Here is a 17266-nt window from a genome sequence, read left to right on the forward strand (position 1 = left end):
GCGATGGGCCCGGTCACAGATCCGTTCCGTGGGCGTGCTCGTCGATGAGTATGCCGCCCAGGATGCGCTCGATGGCCGCCCGCCCGTACAGGGACGAGTCCTCGAGGGATTCGTCGTCCGCGCCCGGGACGAAGTTCTCGTCCTCCATGCCGGGGCTGCGCGAGGTCGGGGGCGCGATGTCGGTGGAGCGCCGTTCCGCCGCGGCAATCGCTTCCGCGTGGCGCTCTCGCCAGCTCGGGCGGTTCCCACCGGGGCGGGTGTCGCCGTTCTCGCGAGGGACGACGCCGCCGGGGCGGGTGTTCCCGCGCCCGTCGTGGTCGGGACCGGGGCCCGCCGGGTTGTCGCCGCCGGGGCCGTTCCCGCCCTGGGCCCTACGATCCCTCGCGGGCGACGGCGCTCGGGGCACGGGTTCGTCGTACATGTCCGCCGGGGGGTCATCCTCCGGTGGGGGCGGCGGTTCCTCTGGGCTCCAGTACTCCGGGCCGCGATCTCGCGGCTGCGGGGCACGGAAGGAAGGAGCACCGGATGCGGGGTCCTCGGGCACGGAGCCGTCGCGCACGGAACCATCCCGCATGGAACCGTCACGCATGGACAGATCGGGCCCGCCGGAAGCGGCCCCGGGATCGTGGGACTCGAACGCCGCGGAGTCATCGGAAGCGGGAACATCAGACCCGGGGCCATCCGACGCGGGGACACCAGGGGTCCACGAGGTCGCGCCGACGTCCGCGGAGTCACTGGCACTGCCCAAGCCCTCACGAGACGGAACCGAGGTGGAATCGCCGGTGCCAGCGCGGTCGTCCGCCGGGGAATCCGTCGCTCGGTGGGCATCGTCCCTGGAGGAGTCGCCCACGGAGCTATCGGACGTGTCCGGATTCTGGTCCGAATCATCACGCGTGGGCGCCGCATCGGCGGTTTTCGACGTGGAATCCCCGCCGCTCGGTGCGGCGAAACCCGGTTGGGGAATGGAGGCCACGGACCACGAGGTGACGGGTTCGTCGTCGTCCGGGGCGGATGCGGGCGCCGAGTGCGACGAGGAAGCGGGCACGGAGGACCGGTCAGTGCCGGACGTGGAACGAGAGGCGGAATCGGGCATGGACCGCGACTCGCGTTCCGGTGTCGGTTCACGGTCGGGCGCGGGAGGATTGCCCCGACGACGATTGACCCCGAAGCCCTCCGGCTCGCGGAAATAGTCCGGTTGGTCGGAGGATCCGGCCCGGCTCGAGGCGTTCAGCCTGGTATCCCGCCCGGTGGGTCCGTCGCCGCGAGATGCACCGGTGTCTCGCCGTGAGCCGGGTCCGTACCCGGCATCAGCGCCGTCATGCGAGTCCGAGCCCTGACGGGGTCCGGGGCCGTACTGTTGGCCGTGCTCCGAGGAGGAATCGTCGCGTTGATAACTCCGGTCCTGCTGCGATCCGCGATCCTGTCGGGATCCCTGAGCATTCTGGGGCCCGCCGCCCCGGGGCGCGGGGCGATCTCCCCGGTAACCCTGTCCACCGCCGGCGTCCCGCCCGGGACCGGGCCCGGTGCCACGGCCCGCGTTCGACGGCGGACCACCCGCACCCGGGGTGTCCTGCCGGCCGCGCGTGTCACCGGGGCGCACTGCTTCCACTGCACAATCCAGCCCCACCACGCTCTGGATGGCATTACGGACGTCCGCCTCGAAGCGGGGGAAGTTCAGGAGGTCGCCGTCGTTCTCGAACGCGATCCGTAGAGTGCGGTTCTCGAACGAGATGGGCGTTCCTCGCACGGTGATGGCCCAGGCCACGCGGCGGATCTCCGCGAGCGCGGACACGATCTCGGGCCACGAGGAACGCAGCAGTTCCAGTTCACCGCTGGTGACATCGCTCGGGGCGGCCTGCTCCTCGGACGCCTGCGGGGCTTGCGGCTGGTGGTCATCGTGTGGCGCGACGTCACGGCGAGGCTCCCCCTGCGCGTACTGGCGGGATGCGGCGTCGTCAGGCCGCTGGGACCCGTACTGGTTCGACGTCTCCCGTTGCTGCATGCGTGCCGAGACATCGGCCCCCGCGTCCTGTGCCGCGGGGGAGCGGGTGTCGGTCGTGCCGTCCGCGGGCGGGTGCTGGGCATCGGGGCCGCGCTCGTCTTCCGGAACGGGGTCCGCAGCGGCGGGGTGGCTGCTGCCCTCGGGCTGTTCGGAATAGTCCTGCGGGTCCGTGGGTTCCTGGACGTCCGGGGTCTCCTCTGCGGGGCGACCCGTTGCGGAACCGTCCGCGCCGTCCGCGGCAGACCCGTCCGGGCGCACGGGCTGCGACGGGGCAACGGAGTCCGTTGCGGCGTCGTCGAGCGCGGGGGGCATCGGGGAAGGTACCCCGGCGGATTCCGGTGCGGGGGCGTCGTGCGACGCGGGTGCCGGCGCGGCGGTGCCGGATTGTTCCGGAGATCTGGGCTCCTGGCTTCCGCGTGCGGTCGGTTCCACCGCGGGGGACGACGACGCGGCGTCGTGCGCCGTCGTACGAATTCCGGTGCCCCGAGGAATGCTCAGGCGGCGTTCCAAACGGTCCACCCGGGACGTGATGCCCCGCGTTGTGTGGTCCGCCGAGGGCAGTAGGATGCGGGCGCACAGCAGTTCCAGGTGCAACTGCGGGGAGGTGGCCCCGGTCATCTCGTTGAGGGCCTCGTTGGTGATGTCCGCGGAGCGGGAGAGCTCGGCCGCGCCCAGCTGGGTGGCCTGGTTCCGCAACCGGTTGATCTGGTCCGTGGGCATCCCGTGCAGGATGTTCGCGGCGGAATCGGGGACCGCGTTGACCACCACCAGGTCGCGGAAGCGTTCGAGCAGGTCCTCCACGAAACGGCGGGGGTCCTGCCCGGTTTGGATGACGCGGTCCACGGACGCGAAGACCGTGGCGGCGTCGCCGGCGGCGAAGGCGTCCACGACGTCGTCGAGCAGGGCCGCGTGCGTGTAGCCCAGCAGGGCGACCGCGAGATCGTAGGTGATGCCGCCGTCGTCGGAGCCGGCCATGAGCTGATCCAGGACGGAGAGCGAATCACGCACCGAGCCGCCGCCGGCGCGCACCACGAGGGACAGGACGCCCGGTTCGGTGGTGACGCCCTCCTCCTGGCACAGCTGCTCGAGGTAGCGCATGAGCGGTTCCGGGGGAACGAGGCGGAAGGGGTAGTGGTGCGTGCGGGAGCGGATGGTGGTGAGCACCTTGGAGGGCTCGGTGGTGGCGAAGATGAACTTCACGTGCTCCGGCGGTTCCTCCACGATCTTCAGCAGGGCGTTGAAGCCCTCCCGCGTGACCATGTGGGCCTCGTCGATGATGAAGATCTTGTAGCGGTCCCGGACGGGGGCGAACGTGGCGCGTTCCCGCAGGTCACGGGCATGATCCACGCCGCCGTGGGAGGCCGCGTCCATCTCGATGACGTCCAGTGAGCCGGCACCGTCCCGGGCCAGATCCTGGCAGGACTCGCAGTGACCGCACGGTGTGGCCGTGGGCCCTTCCGCGCAGTTGAGGCAGCGGGCCAGGATGCGCGCGGACGTGGTCTTACCGCAGCCGCGCGGACCGGAGAAGAGATAGGCGTGATTGACCCTGTTCTTGCGCAGCGCGGTCATCAGGGGCTCGGTCACGTGTTCCTGACCGATGACATCCTGAAAGGTCTCCGGGCGATAGCGACGGTACAGGGCGGTAGTCACGTATGAAACCTTAGCCGGGGACTCGGACGCGCACAGCGCACTCGCGGAGGTGGGGAGCCGGGTACGAAAAGACCCCCCGTGCACCCGCCAGAGCCCATATACCCTTGCTACCTTCCGGTCCTGGGGGAGTTTTACGAGATGGCGCCACACGAGGGGCTGCCCCATACTTTAGCTCAAGCCGGCGAGGAGTTCGAACCGAGCGGTGCCGTCGAGGATCGTGCGATGAAGTGGGCCCGATGCAGTTCGTGGCCGGCGGTGACCGGTTCCCCGGCTAACTGGCGCAGGAGCAGCTGCGCGGCGCGGGTGCCCTGATGGTGGGCTTGCTGGTCGATGGTGGTCAGCCCGAAGGCCTCACCAAGGGGATGGGCGTCGATGCCGATCACGGACAGATCCCGGGGGATCTCGAGGCCCAGGTCCCTCGCTGCGAGAATGGCACCGGCCGCCATTTCGTCCGTCGCGGCGAATACGGCGGTGGGCCGTTGCTCTGGCTCGGCGAGCAGATTCTTAACCTGCTGATAGGCGCCCAGGAACGTGAAGTCCGAGACGAGTTGGTCCCTCTCGTGGATCGGCAGTCCCGCAGTTGACATCGCTTGTTCGAAACCGCGGCGTCGATCACTGGACATGGGGAAGGAACGGCCGGCCTCGGGGGGCCCTCCGATGAAGGCGATACGGCAATGTCCCAACTGGATCAGGTGATTGGTCGCGCGCAGTCCCGCATTCAGATCGTCCACGCTGATCGTGGGGGCACCCTCGAGGGAGCCCCCGATTCCTACCAGCGGAATGCCGGCGGAGAACAACTGTTCGGTCTCTCCGGGTGTCAATCGCAGCGAGACCACGGCGGCCGCGTCCAGCCGTTTGCGGAGCAGGAAATCGGTGAGCACGCTCTCGCGGAAGTTCTCGCCCTGCAAGTTGTACAGGGCGGCGTCGTACCCGGCTGCTGTCAGTGTGCTCGCGATGCCGTCGAGGACCGTGGCGAAGAACCAGCGATCCACGTAGGGCAGGACGACGCCGATGTTCCGGCTGCGCCCGCTCGCGAGACTCGATGCGTGGTAGGACGCCACGAACCCGAGTTCTTTGGCTGCGGCCTCGATGCGGCGTTTCGTCCCCGGGGAGACGGGCCCCCGGCCCGTGAGCGCGCGTGAGACGGTGGCCGTGGACATCCCCACCTTGGAGGCCACGTCCTTCAAGCGGGGTGGCCCCTGCGGCCGACGCGTTGCCGACAGTTCTCGGGCGATCATGGGCGTGCCTCCGCATCAAGGGGTGGGTACCAGCGTGATCCCGCACAGAACACGTGGCGGGGCGGTGGATGAGCTGCGATGCGGGCCGCCACCGCCGCATGCGCCAATTATGGCCCGAAACCTTCCACGGCGGACCGGCCTCCGGCCAACTCGTGCTCCCTCTCCTCTGCGGGTCTCACCCCATTTCTGGAAACGCTTGCTCCTTCCTTCCGACATGTCAACGCCACAAAGTGCCGATCCTGCCTCCCACTGATGGAATCGCTTACATTAGTAAGGTCCATCACTATCGCATGGTGGTGGTGGCGCCCGGCAGTCTCCTCGTGACATGTCGGAATTTCCCCGTGACGGGGACTCTGAAAGGAAGCTCAGCCCATGGCCGCCGTGACCTTCGACCACATCACCTGTCAGTACCCGGGAGCCGAGCGCCCCTCCGTGACCGATCTGAACCTCGACATCGCCGACGGGGAGTTCCTGGTCCTGGTCGGCCCTTCCGGGTGTGGCAAATCGACGACCCTGCGAATGCTGGCCGGACTCGAGGAGGTCACGGACGGCACGATCCTGATCGGCGACCGTGATGTCACGGATGTCCCGTCCCGTGATCGGGACATCGCCATGGTCTTCCAGAACTACGCCCTCTATCCACACATGACGGTGGCGGAGAACATGGGCTTCGCGCTCAAGATCGCCAAGGTCAATCCCGAGGAACGGCGTCGGCGGGTCGAAGAGGCCGCGAAGATCTTGGACCTGACGCAGTATCTCGATCGCAAACCGAAAGCCCTCTCCGGCGGCCAGCGGCAGCGCGTCGCCATGGGACGCGCGATCGTCCGTTCACCGCAGGTGTTTCTCATGGACGAGCCACTGTCCAACTTGGATGCCAAGCTGCGTGTCCAGACGCGGACCCAGATCGCGTCCCTGACCCGTCGGCTGGGTGTGACCACGGTGTACGTGACCCACGATCAGGTGGAGGCCATGACCATGGGTGACCGGGTGGCTGTGCTCAAGGACGGGGTGCTCATGCAAGTGGACACCCCTCGCAACCTGTACGACCGACCGAACAGCGAATTCGTGGCGGGCTTCATCGGGTCCCCGGCCATGAACCTGTTCCGAGCCCCGGTTTCCGCCGGTCATGTGGAGTTGGGCACGCTTTCTCTGCAGTTGTCCTCCGCCCAGCAGGAGGCGGTGACCGATCATCAGGTCACCGTCGGAATCCGCCCGGAGGACCTGTCACCCGCAGCGGAAGGGACGGGGGTCCCGATCACGGTGGAGGTCGTTGAGGAACTCGGCGCCGATGCATACGTGTACGGCCAACTCGCCCCGCTGACAGCCGCCACGTCGGTGGTACGGGTGGATCCGTCCGCACACGCCGCGGACCACTCCATCGATTCCGAGGAGGAAGGGGCCGATGGGGGCGCCAGCCCCATCGTGGTTCGGACGGACGGCCGCACGCCGCCGAGCGCCGGGAGCACCCTGTGGGTCGCTCCCGATCCCGAGCGCATCCACCTTTTCGATGCCGCGACCGGAAACCGGTTGCCCTCGTGAGCCCCGTGCGACCCGGTGGGCGTGCCGGACGACGGACCCGAACGAGAGATGAGGACAAGCCCATGAGACGCACGCGGTGGGCAGCCGCTCTGGCTGGTTGCGCTCTGCTACTGGCCGGGTGTTCGAGCGTACCCACAACAGGGGTGGCGGGGCTGGGCGGAGGGCCGGGGGAGGTCACCATCCAGGCCGGTGACGACGAGATCCCCGCGCTGCGTGAGATCGCGCAGGAATACACGGCCGACACGGGTGTGAACGTCCGGTTCATCGAGCGCGAGATCAACGCCCAGGCCATCTCGAACTTCATCTCCCAGAGCCCCACGGGTCAAGCTCCGGACATCATCGTGTCACCGCACGACAACCTCGGACAGTTGGCGGCCAACGGGGTGGTCGCCCCCGTGGAGCTGGGGGACCGGGGTGAGGAATTCACGAAGAACGCGCGGGACGCCGTCGTCTACAACGGAGTCAGCTACGGGGTGCCCTACGCCGTGGAAAGCGTGGCCCTGGTGCGCAACAATGCCTTGACCACTGATGATCCCGCGACCTTCGACGAACTGCGCGCCGAGGGCCATCGGCTCATGGACGAACGCGGCATCAAATACCCCTTCACGGTGAGCCAGTCACCCGATGCCGGGGATCCCTATCACCTCTACCCCCTTCAGACCTCGTTCGGTGTGGAAGTGTTCCAGCGGGGCGCGGACGGTGAGTACTCGAACGAGCTGGCCATGGGTGGACAAAATGGTCACGAGTTCGCCCGCTACCTGGCGGAGCTGGGGCGCAGCGGTGACCTCAGGACGTCCATGACACCGGACATCGCAAAAGAATCCTTCATCTCCGGGCAATCCGCCTTCCACATCGCGGGCCCGTGGGAGCTCGGCGACATCGAAGCCGCGGGTATGGACGTGACCGTTCTTCCCGTCCCGTCCGCGGGTGGGAAGGAAGCACGCCCGTTCGCCGGAGTCCAGGCGTTCTTCGTCAATGCGAACGCGGCGAATCCCGTGGCCGCGCAGGACTTCGCGACCAACTACCTGACACGCTCGGAATCACAGACTGCGCTCTACAAGAGCACGGGGCGGCCACCGGCCAGCAAAGTGGCCATTGACGGTATGCAGGGTGACCCGCTGCGTTCCGCCTACGCAGAGAACGCCACCAAGGCACTGCCCATGCCCGCCATCCCCGCGATGGGCGCAGTGTGGTCCTTCTGGGGAACCACCGAGAACGGAATCGTCAACGGCAACGGGGACCCGATCGAGCTGTGGGATCGCATGATCGCCAATATCGAAGGACAGATCCAATGAGCACGACCCCCGCCCGTCCAGTGATCTCTCCGACGGAGAGGGACTCAGCAGGTGACGGCCGGCCGGAGTCACCTCCGAGCATCCGGCATTCCCACTCGCGCGGCTTCGGCATGGGGTTCGTGATCAAGCTCGTGCTCATGGCCCTGATCAACGCCTTCGGGCTGTTCGGCATCCTGTCCGCATGGGCGGCCGAGAGCTGGGGCATCCTGGTGTTCCTGCTCCTGGCCCTGATCGCGGCGGACCTCGTGTACTTCCTACCGACCCGCAGGATGCTCCCGGCTAAGTACCTCTATCCCGGGCTGATCTTCCTACTGGTCTTCCAGATCTTCGTGGTCCTCTATACCGCGGCCACCGCGTTCACCAATTACGGTGATGGTCACAATTCCACGAAACAAGCGGCCGTCAATCAGCTGACCCGTACGTACGAACAGCGGGTGGCGGGTGGTCAGGAATATCCGGTCTCGGTGCTCAATGCGGACGGTGACCTGGCTTTGGCGACCGTGCAGGACGGCCGGGTTCTCGTCGGCTCCGCACACCAGGCGCTCAGCCCGGTCGAGGGTGCGACCGTGACGAACGGTGCCATCGATGCGGTCCCCGGTTACGACATCCTCGATTACGGGCAGGTCACCGCGGCGCACGAAGCGGTCATGGACCTGCGAGTCCCGGTCTCCGATGATCCGGCCGACGGTGCGCTGCGCACCGATGACGGCCGCACTGCCTATCCCTACACGCCCACGCTGGTCTACGACGAGCAGGCCAATGCCATGGTCTCGGACGACGGGACCGTGTACGCGGATAACGGGCAGGGGGCCTTCGTCGGCCCGGCGGGAGAAGAGCTGCGTCCCGGGTGGCGGGTTTTCGTGGGGCTGGACAACTTCGCGGCCATTTTCGATCCCGGGATCCTCGGTGGGCCGTTCGTCTCCGTCACCCTCTGGACCTTCGCTTTCGCGATCCTCTCGGTGGCCCTGACGTTTTTCCTCGGTCTGCTTCTGGCCATGCTGTTCAACGACAAGAACCTCAAGTTCCGTAACGTCTACCGGGCCATCATCTTCCTGCCTTACGCGTTTCCCGCATTCCTCTCCATCCTGATCTGGGCGGGGTTACTAAACGCTGATTTCGGTTACATCAACCAGGTGCTGCTGGGCGGGACGAACATCCCTTGGTTGGACAATCCGTGGCTGGCCAAGGTCTCGCTGTTGCTGGTGAACCTGTGGTTGGGGTTCCCCTACATGTTTTTGGTAACTACCGGCGCGCTCCAGTCCATCCCGTCGGAACTCTATGAATCCGCGGACATGGACGGTGCGGGAGCCGTCCAGAAGTTCCGCTCGATCACTCTGCCGATGCTCATGGTGGCTGTGGGGCCCCTTCTGATCGCTTCCTTCGCCATGAACTTCAACAATTTCAACGTCATCTATCTGCTCACCGGCGGCGGGCCCCAGGACTTAGAATCCACGACGGGAGTGGGGGCCACGGACATCCTGATCTCGTTCGTCTACAAGATCGCCTTCGCCGGCGGTGCCAACGACTACGGAGTTGCCTCCGCGCTGTCGATCCTCATCTTCATCATGGTGGCGGTGGTCTCGGCACTGACCTTCCGCCGCAGCAGGGCACTCGAGGAGATCAACTGACATGTCCACATCACGAGTCTCGAACGTCGCCTCCAGGAAGCCAGGGTCCCGGTCACGGCTCAGTGTCGGACAACGGTTCGCCCGTGGGGGATGGAAACACGTGGCCGCAGTCATCGCGTGCGTCTTCGCCCTGTTCCCCCTGGTCTACGCGCTATCGGCCTCGTTGTCGCCCACGGGGTCCTTGTTGGGATCCAATGACCTCTTCGCGGAGATCACCGGCGCCAACTACCGAAACCTTCTTAACGATCCACAGAACCCGTTCTTGACATGGTTCGGAAACTCCATGTTGATCTCGTCCATCACGGCTGTGGGCACGGTTCTCATGGGCGCGGCAGCTGCATACGCCTTCTCCCGGTTCAGGTTTAGGTTCCGCACGGGCGGTCTGATGTCCCTGTTGATCATTCAGATGTTCCCGCAGTTGCTGGCCTTCGTGGCAATCTTCTTGTTGCTCTTCAGTATTTCCGAGGTGTATCCGTTCCTGGGGCTCAATTCCCGCATGGGTCTGGTCGCGGTCTACCTGGGGGGCGCGTTGGGGGCGAACACCTTCTTGATGTACGGCTTCTTCAACACCATTCCACGTGACCTGGACGAAGCTGCGACACTGGACGGCGCATCACACTCCCAGATCTACTGGACGATCATCCTTCCCCTGGTCACACCCATCCTCGTGGTCGTGGGCATGCTGTCGTTCATCGCGTCCTTCTCGGACTTCCTGTTGGCTCAAATCGTGTTGCAGGACCCGCAGAAGTACACCTTGGCCGTGGGCTTGTACCAATTCGTCTCCGTACAGTTCGGTGAGAACTGGGGAGTGTTCACCGCAGGCGCCATCCTGTCGGCGATCCCCGTGGTGCTGCTGTTCCTTTTCCTGCAGCGCTACATCGTCTCCGGTCTCACCGGAGGGGCCGTGAAGGGGTAGTTCGGGGGCTCACGACGTCGCTGGGCCCGCCGCGGGCGGCTCACTTATTTCCTCGATTCGCGTCCGCCCGCCCAGTTCCGTTATGCTGATGGCCGCACGTTACCCACGTATGTGGTGCTCGTGCTTGCTTGGAGGATTCGCCTAGCGGCCTATGGCGCACGCCTGGAACGCGTGTTGGGTTAACGCCCTCGGGGGTTCAAATCCCCCATCCTCCGCGCTTATCCTGAGTCGGGTCATCGTTGACAGATGAGTCGGTAGATGGATGACAGAAGGGTCTTGGAACTTTGTGGTTCCAGGGCCCTTTTGTCGTGTCTGGGGTGTGGGTTCAGGTGCGGGGGTTGGGGGCGTTGATAGTTGGTGGTGGGGTTGATGGTGTGTTCATCTGTCCGGTGGTGGCGTTGCTGGTGATGACGTGGTTGTCGTGGATGAGCATCAGCACGGGTTCACCGATGTGGGCGCGTCCGACGCCGAGGTGTCGTAGTTTTCCGGCGTAGCGCAGGCTGACTTTTCCCCAGGGGTCGATCACATCGGCGCGGGTGCGCCATTCGGTGGTGGTCGTGGTCGGGGTGGCTTTGGGTGTGGCGGTGGAGGCGGTAGCCGGGGTGGTGCGTGCGAGGGCTCGGTGGGGACGGGCGATGTTGTACCAGGTGCGGAAACGGTCCAAGAGGTCTTGGAGTTCGGTAGTGGTGGCCGGTAAGGGCGGGCGGTGAGCCAGCGCTTGAGGGTTTGGTGAAGCGCCCTCAGCGGTAAGTTCTCGGCGCAGGTTGATGATCTGGTCCACCAGGGCTTGACGTAAGGCCCCCGGGGTGGCGTGGGGGGCTTTCGAGCGTGGAGTGAGCACGTCCACCCCGTGGGTGTTGTAACGGGTGAGCAGGGTGTAGACCCATTGTCGGGAGACCCCGTAATGGGTAGCAGCTTGGGCCACAGTGAGGTGTTGATCGCGCACGGATCGGACGATGACGAGGTGCCGTGAGGTTTTCCCATCCGTTATCGTCACCGGGCGGTGGTGTCATCAATAACGCGACTCCCCTGTCAACAATCACCCAGTGGGTCCCACAGCGACACTGTCAACGATCTCCTGACGCTAGACACCCCATCCTCCGCGCTGTGATCGACGAAATGCGCCCCGTGTCAGCACGGGGCGCATTTCTCATTCGTGAACGCCGGCGCGTGGGCGCGGGCCCTGCGTCGAACCTCGTGTCGAATTCCTCGTGGAGTAAAAGCAGCCTCACGTGCGCCAGGCTGCTTTTACTCCACTTAATTTTCACCAGCGGAAGGGGTGGGAAGGTGGCCCCCCACCCGAGGCGTCAGCGCTTCGGCGTGAACGACGTGGAGCACTTCCACGTGGTCTTGCCCGAGGTGGCGACGACGTCCACAACTACCTTGCGGTCCAGGGTGGCCCGGCCGATCGAGTAGGTCGTCACGGCGGTGCCCTTGGTCGAGGCGGTGGCGTACTTCTTGGTCGTGGTGGTCTTGTACTTGGCCGTGGTGGTGACGTTGGCGCGTGCGCCCACCTGGGAGACCTTCACGGAGGTCTTGGTGTACTGGCGGGGCTGCGTCACGGACATGCTGGCCTTGCACGGCTTGACCACGGCGGCCTCGGCCGGTGCGGAGGAGCCCACGGCAACGGTGCCGGAGGCGAGGAACAATGCGATGAGCCCGGTCGTGACCGAGCGGCGGATGGAGGTTGCGGCGGACATGCGCGGATCCTTCGTTAAGGGTGAGGAAGCCCGTGGCGGGCGTGTGATGACAGCTCCGCCGGCCTGTGCGGTACTCACCGATCAAGGGGGGTGAGCACATCATAGGAACAGGAATGACCCCTGAGTAATATCTGCCGAATAATTACGATCGCACATGTCTGCGCGGATCCGTCACCGGTTCGCGAGGCCCCGGCAATGGTTGGTCAGCCCGGTCATCTTGCCCTCGACCGCTTGTATGGGGTTGTTGCCGTTCTCGAAGTTGTACAGCACCTGCTTCATGCCGCGCAGGTTACCGCTGAGCTCCTGCGGTGCCGCCGAGCGCGGCCGCGCCACGGCCTCGCGGGCACCCGCGGGATCGTTGCTCACGTTGCCCCGGCATGTTGGTCCGGAACGCGTCGATGTGCTCGCACGTCTCGGCCGCCGTGAGCGAGCCGGTCACCGCGGCCATCCCGCCGATGGGGTCGCTGCTGTCCGCGGAGTTCCCCGATCCACCCGTGGCGGCCGGGGAGTCCCGCGCCTCCGAGGTCGCGGGGGCTGGCAGCATGACGCCGCCCGGCCGCGTTCGTGCGCAACGGGCCGGGCGGCGTCGTCGTCGTACCGGAGGGTAGGGCTACTTCTTGCCCGCCCGGAACCCGGCGATGAACGGGTCGTGGTCGGAGGAGGCGACCTCGTTCGGGACGTAGTAGTCCAGGGCCGTGGTGCGGTACTGGGCGTACTGCAGCAAGGGCGACTGGCCCGAGTTGAGGTTCCACGCGGCCGCGCCGGTCATGCGCTTGGCGAGCGACGGCGAGATCAGCATGTGGTCGAGCGAACCCACCTGGCCCCCGAACACGTACGTGTAGTCGTCCTCGGCGGCCCGTGCGTACCCGGCGCGGTAGAACTCCTGCAGGGGGTCCTCCTGCGCGTACGAGTTGAAGTCGCCGAGCACGGCCACGTCCTGGGAGCCCGCGGCGGCCGTGAGTTCGGGGATCCAGTCGACGACGGCGCTCGCCTGCGCCACGCGCGACGCGTTCCAGGCACCCTGGCCGTCACCGGTGTCCCGGTTGGGACCGGTGCGGGGAGCGGAGCCCTTGGACTTGAAGTGGTTGACCACCACCGTGGTGGGTGCTGCGCCGTGCTTGCCGCTGCCCTTGGTCGCGGTGAACGTGGCCGCGATCGGGGTGCGCGCGTTCTCGAAGGCGCCGCCGGCCACGGCCTCGGAGCCGAGGGCCCGGGCCTGACCCACCTGCTTGACCTCGCGGGGCTGGTAGATGATCGCGTTGGTGATGAAGTCCTGCTCTGCGACCGGCTGCAGCTCGGAATCCGCCACTGGGACGTAGGCCCACTTGGTGTAGCCGGCCGCCTTGTTCAGCGCCTTGACCAGGGAGGCGAGCGCCTCGTCCTTGGGCTCGCCGAGCTTCGCGGAGTTCTCGACCTCCATGAGCCCGACCACGGAGGCATCCACCTTGTTGATCGCCGAGACCGTCTTGGCCTGCTGGCGCTCGAAGTCCGCGCGGTCGTAGGCCCCGCGCGCGTCACAGCCCTGCGCCACGTTGTACGTGCCGTCCGTGGAGTAGTTCCCGCCGCGGCAGCCCTTGTCCTGCCCCACGGTGGTGAAGTAGTTCAGCACGTTGAAGGACGCGATCCGCACCTGTCCACCCACCCCCGGCTTGGGGTCCGCCGAGCCGGAGAACCGGGCCGGTTCCTTGCCCGGGACCACCGGGGCGGTGGGCTGCAGGCGCCACTTGTCGAAGCGGTAGTCCACGATCACCGGGGCGGTGATCCGCGCGGTGTCGCCCACGGCCACGGGGTTCTCGGGGGTCAGGTACGGGACCTGGCGGGGTTCCTGGGTGGGCGAGGCCGCGAAGCCCCGGTTGGTGCCGTCGTCCAACGTGACCGAGATGGCGTCATTGCGCTGTGCCTGGGCGCGCGCCTCGGGGCTGTTCGGGCGTGCCACCTGAGTGGGTTGGGCGGGCAGCTCCTTGCCCGCGGACAGGCCCAGCTCACCGTAGCGGCCCACGCCGTAGGTGTCCGAGACCCGGAACTTCTCCATGGGCAGGTAGAGCATGGACTCGAGGTTCTCGCGGTTCGCGGCGGTGGACGCCCAGTTGTTCGTCACGGGCTTCACTGCGGGGAGCTTGTCGCGCACCGGAGTGACCTCCACGTTGCCCGCGAGCTGGGTCAGGCCCTTGAACTCCCCGGCCACACCCGTGACTTGTACCCGGTCACCCACGGCGACCGTGGACTGGGTCGCGCCCGTGTACACGAACACGGCGTTCGAGGCCCGGGAGGTGTCCACGTGCCCACCGGTTCCGGGGGTCTGGATCACGAATCCGCCCAGGGTCCCCGGATCACCCGGGTACACGGCGGTGACGACGGAGGGCTCGGTGGTGACCGTCTGGCCCTTCAGGGGCGTCTCGTCCCCGGTGCCCTGGATCTGAGCGATCGACACGGTCCCGGTGGAACCGGAAGGCGCGGGGGTGGGCGCGGCCACCGCGGGTGCTGCGGCCAGGCCGGCGCACAGCAGGAGCGCGCCGGAGGACATGGCCGCAATGCGGGTCCGCAGGCTGAACAGGGGTGATGTCACGGGCATGAGGGGTCTCCAGTCGAGGGTTTGTCGGGTGGGGGATCGGGATCGCACGCTCCGGGGCGGGGTTACGCAAACAGAGGCTGCGAAAACAGGGGGTGCGTGACAGGCGGTGACGGAAGCGGGCGGCGCTTCACACGAAGACCCGGGACGCGCCGTCGTGCGGGGATCAGCGCCTGCCCGGGACCTTGACGTCCACCCACACGAGGCGGTGGTCGGAAGTCGGGAACGGGTACTCACCGGTCAGCTCGGAACCGGGCCGGCCCGGAGCGGGCCAGAAGACACGGGCGTCGAGCAGGGGCAGGTTCTTGGACGGCAACGCGTAGTCCACCCGCAGGTTCCCGGGGGCGGGATCGTCCGAGAAGTCCGCGGTGTCGAGTGCCGGGCGCGTCACGTGCGTCCGGTTGGCGCCGCCCTGGCGCGCGCTCGCCACCACGGCGCCCGTGGACGTGGGCTGCGGATCGCGCACCCGGGAGTTGTCGAGCAGTTGCCGCGCGGCACCCGGGAAGGAATCGCCGTCGTTCGGGTCCGAGTTGTAGTCGCCCACGATCACGAAGCGTTCGCCGCGGGGCAGGCCGCCGCGCCGCCCGGCGTCGTCGTAGATGTAGCGTGCCGACTTGTTGCCCGTGACGTAATCGGCCCAGAACCGGATCTCGTCGTTGTTCCGGCGCCCGTTACGGTCCTCGGGGCCGTCGAAGCTGGGCGGCGTGGGGTGCGCGGCCAGCACGTGCACGGTCTTGTGGCCCACTCGCACGGGGACGTCCCAGTGGGACTTGGAGGACAGCCGCAGCTGCGCGGCCTGCTCCGGCGTGTAGTAGTCGGTGGGCAGGCGGTTGCCGGGCATGTCCTGCCACCGGAAGTGCTGGAACGTGCGGACCCGATCCCGGGCGATCGGGTATTTGGAGTAGATCACCATGCCGTACTGGCCCGGGAACAGCCCGAAGCCCCAGGCGTCGTCCGGTCCGTCCACCGTGCCGTCCTGGTTGAGGTCCAGACCGGACGGCACGCCCGTGTTCACCGGCGCCACGTAGTGGTAGGGGTAGTCCACGGGCGCGTGGCCGTTCTGGCTCACCGCCAGGTAGTTGTCGCGGAACGCCCGCGCGGCGCGTCCGCCCGGGACGTAGTCGAACTCGTTGAGCAGCACGATGTCCGGGTCGTTGATCTGGATGATCTCGGCGATGTTCCGGGCCTGCTGGTTGTCCTGTGTGGACAGGTCCCGCAGCAATTGCCCCTGCTCGCCCCGGTTCAGGGACGCGTTGTACGTGGCCACGCGCAGTCCGTGCTTGTCCCGGCTTTCGTGTCCTTTGGACGACGACGCCGCTCGCGGGCCTTCCCCCGCCGCGGCCGGTGCCACGGTGGTCACGGCGAGGACTCCGGCCAGTGCCGCGGCCGAGACAACAGCGGTACGAGAACGCAGACGCATGGCAAACCTCCAGGTCAGAACGAGATGACCCGAGGGTAGGGAGGCCGAACGACCAGGTCGTGGCGGGAAAGTGAAGATTTGGTGATCCGTGCTACTTACGCCGGGAAGGCTCGTGCGGCGGCGCGGTCAGAGCTCCAGGACCCGCGCGTGGATCACGGAACGATGGTGGAGGGCCGTGCGCAGGGCCCGGTGCACACCGTCCTCGAGGTAAAAGGTTCCCCGCCAGGACACCACGTGGGGGAAGAGGTCCCCGTAGAAGGTGCAGTCCGAGTCCAGGAGGGTGGCCAGGTTCAGGGTGGAGGTCGTGGTCACCAGATCCCCCAGGCGGACCTGCTGCGGGGCCACCTTGGACCAGTCGGAGGGCGTGACCAGACCGTGGTCCGGATAGGGGCGATCGTCTCCCACGGCCTTGAAAATCATGGATTCACCCTAAAGCCGTACGCCCCGGTCCGCAGAACCGGGGCGTACGTGGCGAGTAGGTGTCGTCGGCCGGGCTGAAGGCTCCCCGTGCTGCAGCAGGCGGCAGGCGTCTGGACAAGTCGACCGGACCCGACGGAGGGGCCGGGCTCGGGATCAGGAGACCGCGCTCAGCGCGGGCGGCTGCGAGGGCAGGCGCACGGGGCGGGAGTCGGCGTCGAACTGGGCGCCCAGACCCCGCTGGATGAACCGGACCGTGGCCAGGGTGCGTTCGCGCTGGGCGCGCTCGCTCTGCACCGACTTGCTGCGATCCGCGGTGGAGGTGAGGGAGCCGTGGACCAGGTCGGACAGCTCGTCGGTGTCGCCCTCCGGGAGGTAGCCCTCGTCCATGGCGCGCTGCAGGATGGACGCGAGGAGGGACTGCAGTTGCTGCACGTGCTCGCCGAGCTTGGCGAAGTCCTCCGGGGACAACACGGTGCGCATGGCCTGGCCGGGGGGCAGGTGCCGGCGGCTGAGGTCCTCGATCTGGAACCGCACGTACACGCCCAACTGGTCTACGGGGTTTTCCACCGCGGCGAGTTCTCGATGCAGGTCCGAGACGAAGCGCTCGGTCTTGTCCAGGGCGTAGGCCACGAGCAGTTCGCCCATGTCCGCGAAGTAGTTGTACACCGCGGTGCGCCCCACCCCGGCGGTCTTGGCCACCTGGGTCATGGTCAGATCGGTGAGCCCGTTGCTGTACAGCAGGTCCCCGAAAGCGTCGAGAACGGCACGCTGCGTGCGTTCGCGCTGGGCGGCATTACTGGAAGCGGTGATGCGGGGCATGACGACACCTTACCTGATTCTGTCAGCAAAAGGACGGGGCGCTGACGGGCCGTGTGTGTTCTTGCCCCAT

Annotated in this window: 14 protein-coding genes, 1 tRNA gene and 1 other RNA gene; 6 read left to right on the forward strand and 10 right to left on the reverse strand. The window is 67.0% G+C overall.

Going from position 1 to position 17266, the window contains the following annotated elements:
• Positions 1-13: 13 nt before the first annotated feature.
• The 3 genes from Q9R22_RS05940 to Q9R22_RS05950 all read right to left on the reverse strand — a co-directional run bounded on the left by Q9R22_RS05940 (position 14) and on the right by Q9R22_RS05950 (position 4890).
• Positions 14-3652 carry a DNA polymerase III subunit gamma and tau gene (locus Q9R22_RS05940; protein WP_311254122.1) on the reverse strand — a complete coding sequence of 1213 codons (3639 nt, stop codon included), beginning with the start codon at positions 3650-3652 and terminating at the stop codon, positions 14-16.
• A gap of 64 nt (positions 3653-3716) precedes the next feature.
• Positions 3717-3813, reverse strand: an RNA gene (gene ffs / locus Q9R22_RS05945) — signal recognition particle sRNA small type.
• Positions 3814-3825: 12 nt separating this feature from the next.
• Complete coding sequence (locus tag Q9R22_RS05950) at positions 3826-4890, reverse strand: LacI family DNA-binding transcriptional regulator (RefSeq protein WP_131332237.1); 1065 nt, start codon at positions 4888-4890, stop codon at positions 3826-3828.
• Positions 4891-5262: 372 nt separating this feature from the next.
• Between Q9R22_RS05950 and Q9R22_RS05955 the strand changes: the two genes are divergently transcribed.
• The 5 genes from Q9R22_RS05955 to Q9R22_RS05975 all read left to right on the forward strand — a co-directional run bounded on the left by Q9R22_RS05955 (position 5263) and on the right by Q9R22_RS05975 (position 10483).
• Positions 5263-6429, forward strand: a complete 1167-nt coding sequence (locus Q9R22_RS05955; RefSeq protein WP_131332238.1) for an ABC transporter ATP-binding protein — start codon at positions 5263-5265, stop codon at positions 6427-6429.
• 62 nt (positions 6430-6491) lie between these two features.
• Positions 6492-7724, forward strand: a complete 1233-nt coding sequence (locus tag Q9R22_RS05960) for a maltose ABC transporter substrate-binding protein (protein WP_035960781.1) — start codon at positions 6492-6494, stop codon at positions 7722-7724.
• Positions 7725-7834: 110 nt separating this feature from the next.
• Positions 7835-9352, forward strand: a complete 1518-nt coding sequence (locus Q9R22_RS05965; RefSeq protein ID WP_241180611.1) for an ABC transporter permease subunit — start codon at positions 7835-7837, stop codon at positions 9350-9352.
• 100 nt (positions 9353-9452) lie between these two features.
• Positions 9453-10268, forward strand: a complete 816-nt coding sequence (locus tag Q9R22_RS05970; protein ID WP_165489765.1) for an ABC transporter permease subunit — start codon at positions 9453-9455, stop codon at positions 10266-10268.
• 130 nt (positions 10269-10398) lie between these two features.
• Positions 10399-10483: transfer RNA gene (locus tag Q9R22_RS05975), tRNA-Ser, on the forward strand.
• 110 nt (positions 10484-10593) lie between these two features.
• Here the strand turns inward: Q9R22_RS05975 and Q9R22_RS05980 are convergent.
• The 3 genes from Q9R22_RS05980 to Q9R22_RS05990 all read right to left on the reverse strand — a co-directional run bounded on the left by Q9R22_RS05980 (position 10594) and on the right by Q9R22_RS05990 (position 12334).
• The gene (locus Q9R22_RS05980) at positions 10594-11265 is read right to left on the reverse strand and encodes a helix-turn-helix domain-containing protein (protein WP_131332239.1); all 672 of its coding nucleotides are present in this window, start codon (positions 11263-11265) and stop codon (positions 10594-10596) included.
• A 310-nt stretch (positions 11266-11575) separates the two neighbouring features.
• Positions 11576-11968, reverse strand: coding sequence for a hypothetical protein (locus Q9R22_RS05985; protein ID WP_131332240.1), 393 nt, complete (start codon positions 11966-11968; stop codon positions 11576-11578).
• Between the two features lie 171 nt (positions 11969-12139).
• On the reverse strand, positions 12140-12334 hold the full coding sequence (locus Q9R22_RS05990) for a hypothetical protein (protein ID WP_131332241.1): 195 nt from the start codon (positions 12332-12334) through the stop codon (positions 12140-12142).
• Between the two features lie 11 nt (positions 12335-12345).
• On the opposite strand from Q9R22_RS05990, the gene Q9R22_RS05995 reads away from it, so the two are divergent.
• The gene (locus tag Q9R22_RS05995) at positions 12346-12576 is read left to right on the forward strand and encodes a hypothetical protein (protein ID WP_131332242.1); all 231 of its coding nucleotides are present in this window, start codon (positions 12346-12348) and stop codon (positions 12574-12576) included.
• Between the two features lie 2 nt (positions 12577-12578).
• Here the strand turns inward: Q9R22_RS05995 and Q9R22_RS06000 are convergent, their stop codons facing one another.
• The 4 genes from Q9R22_RS06000 to Q9R22_RS06015 form a co-directional block, all read right to left on the reverse strand.
• Positions 12579-14540, reverse strand: coding sequence for an ExeM/NucH family extracellular endonuclease (locus Q9R22_RS06000; RefSeq protein WP_131332243.1), 1962 nt, complete (start codon positions 14538-14540; stop codon positions 12579-12581).
• Positions 14541-14703: 163 nt separating this feature from the next.
• Positions 14704-15957: an endonuclease/exonuclease/phosphatase family protein gene (locus Q9R22_RS06005; protein ID WP_207387872.1), complete on the reverse strand. Its 1254-nt coding sequence runs from the start codon at positions 15955-15957 to the stop codon at positions 14704-14706.
• A 126-nt stretch (positions 15958-16083) separates the two neighbouring features.
• Positions 16084-16377: a type II toxin-antitoxin system VapB family antitoxin gene (locus Q9R22_RS06010; RefSeq protein WP_131332244.1), complete on the reverse strand. Its 294-nt coding sequence runs from the start codon at positions 16375-16377 to the stop codon at positions 16084-16086.
• Between the two features lie 153 nt (positions 16378-16530).
• A complete protein-coding gene (locus Q9R22_RS06015; RefSeq protein WP_064846550.1) occupies positions 16531-17196 on the reverse strand; it encodes a TetR/AcrR family transcriptional regulator in 666 nt (221 codons plus the stop codon).
• Positions 17197-17266: the final 70 nt, after the last annotated feature.

Origin of the sequence: Kocuria sp. PD6 (assembly GCF_031844145.1) — a bacterium.
GTDB classification, from domain to species: domain Bacteria; phylum Actinomycetota; class Actinomycetes; order Actinomycetales; family Micrococcaceae; genus Kocuria; species Kocuria marina.

Coding starts and splice junctions, on each gene's coding strand:
- Q9R22_RS06000 (WP_131332243.1), bottom strand. CDS start 14,540: ATGCCCGTGACATCACCCCTGTTCAGCCTGCGGACCCGCATTGCGGCC.
- Q9R22_RS05965 (WP_241180611.1), top strand. CDS start 7,835: ATGGGGTTCGTGATCAAGCTCGTGCTCATGGCCCTGATCAACGCCTTC.
- Q9R22_RS05960 (WP_035960781.1), top strand. CDS start 6,492: ATGAGACGCACGCGGTGGGCAGCCGCTCTGGCTGGTTGCGCTCTGCTA.
- Q9R22_RS05955 (WP_131332238.1), top strand. CDS start 5,263: ATGGCCGCCGTGACCTTCGACCACATCACCTGTCAGTACCCGGGAGCC.
- Q9R22_RS05995 (WP_131332242.1), top strand. CDS start 12,346: ATGTTGGTCCGGAACGCGTCGATGTGCTCGCACGTCTCGGCCGCCGTG.
- Q9R22_RS05950 (WP_131332237.1), bottom strand. CDS start 4,890: ATGATCGCCCGAGAACTGTCGGCAACGCGTCGGCCGCAGGGGCCACCC.
- Q9R22_RS06015 (WP_064846550.1), bottom strand. CDS start 17,196: ATGCCCCGCATCACCGCTTCCAGTAATGCCGCCCAGCGCGAACGCACG.
- Q9R22_RS05985 (WP_131332240.1), bottom strand. CDS start 11,968: ATGTCCGCCGCAACCTCCATCCGCCGCTCGGTCACGACCGGGCTCATC.
- Q9R22_RS06010 (WP_131332244.1), bottom strand. CDS start 16,377: ATGATTTTCAAGGCCGTGGGAGACGATCGCCCCTATCCGGACCACGGT.
- Q9R22_RS06005 (WP_207387872.1), bottom strand. CDS start 15,957: ATGCGTCTGCGTTCTCGTACCGCTGTTGTCTCGGCCGCGGCACTGGCC.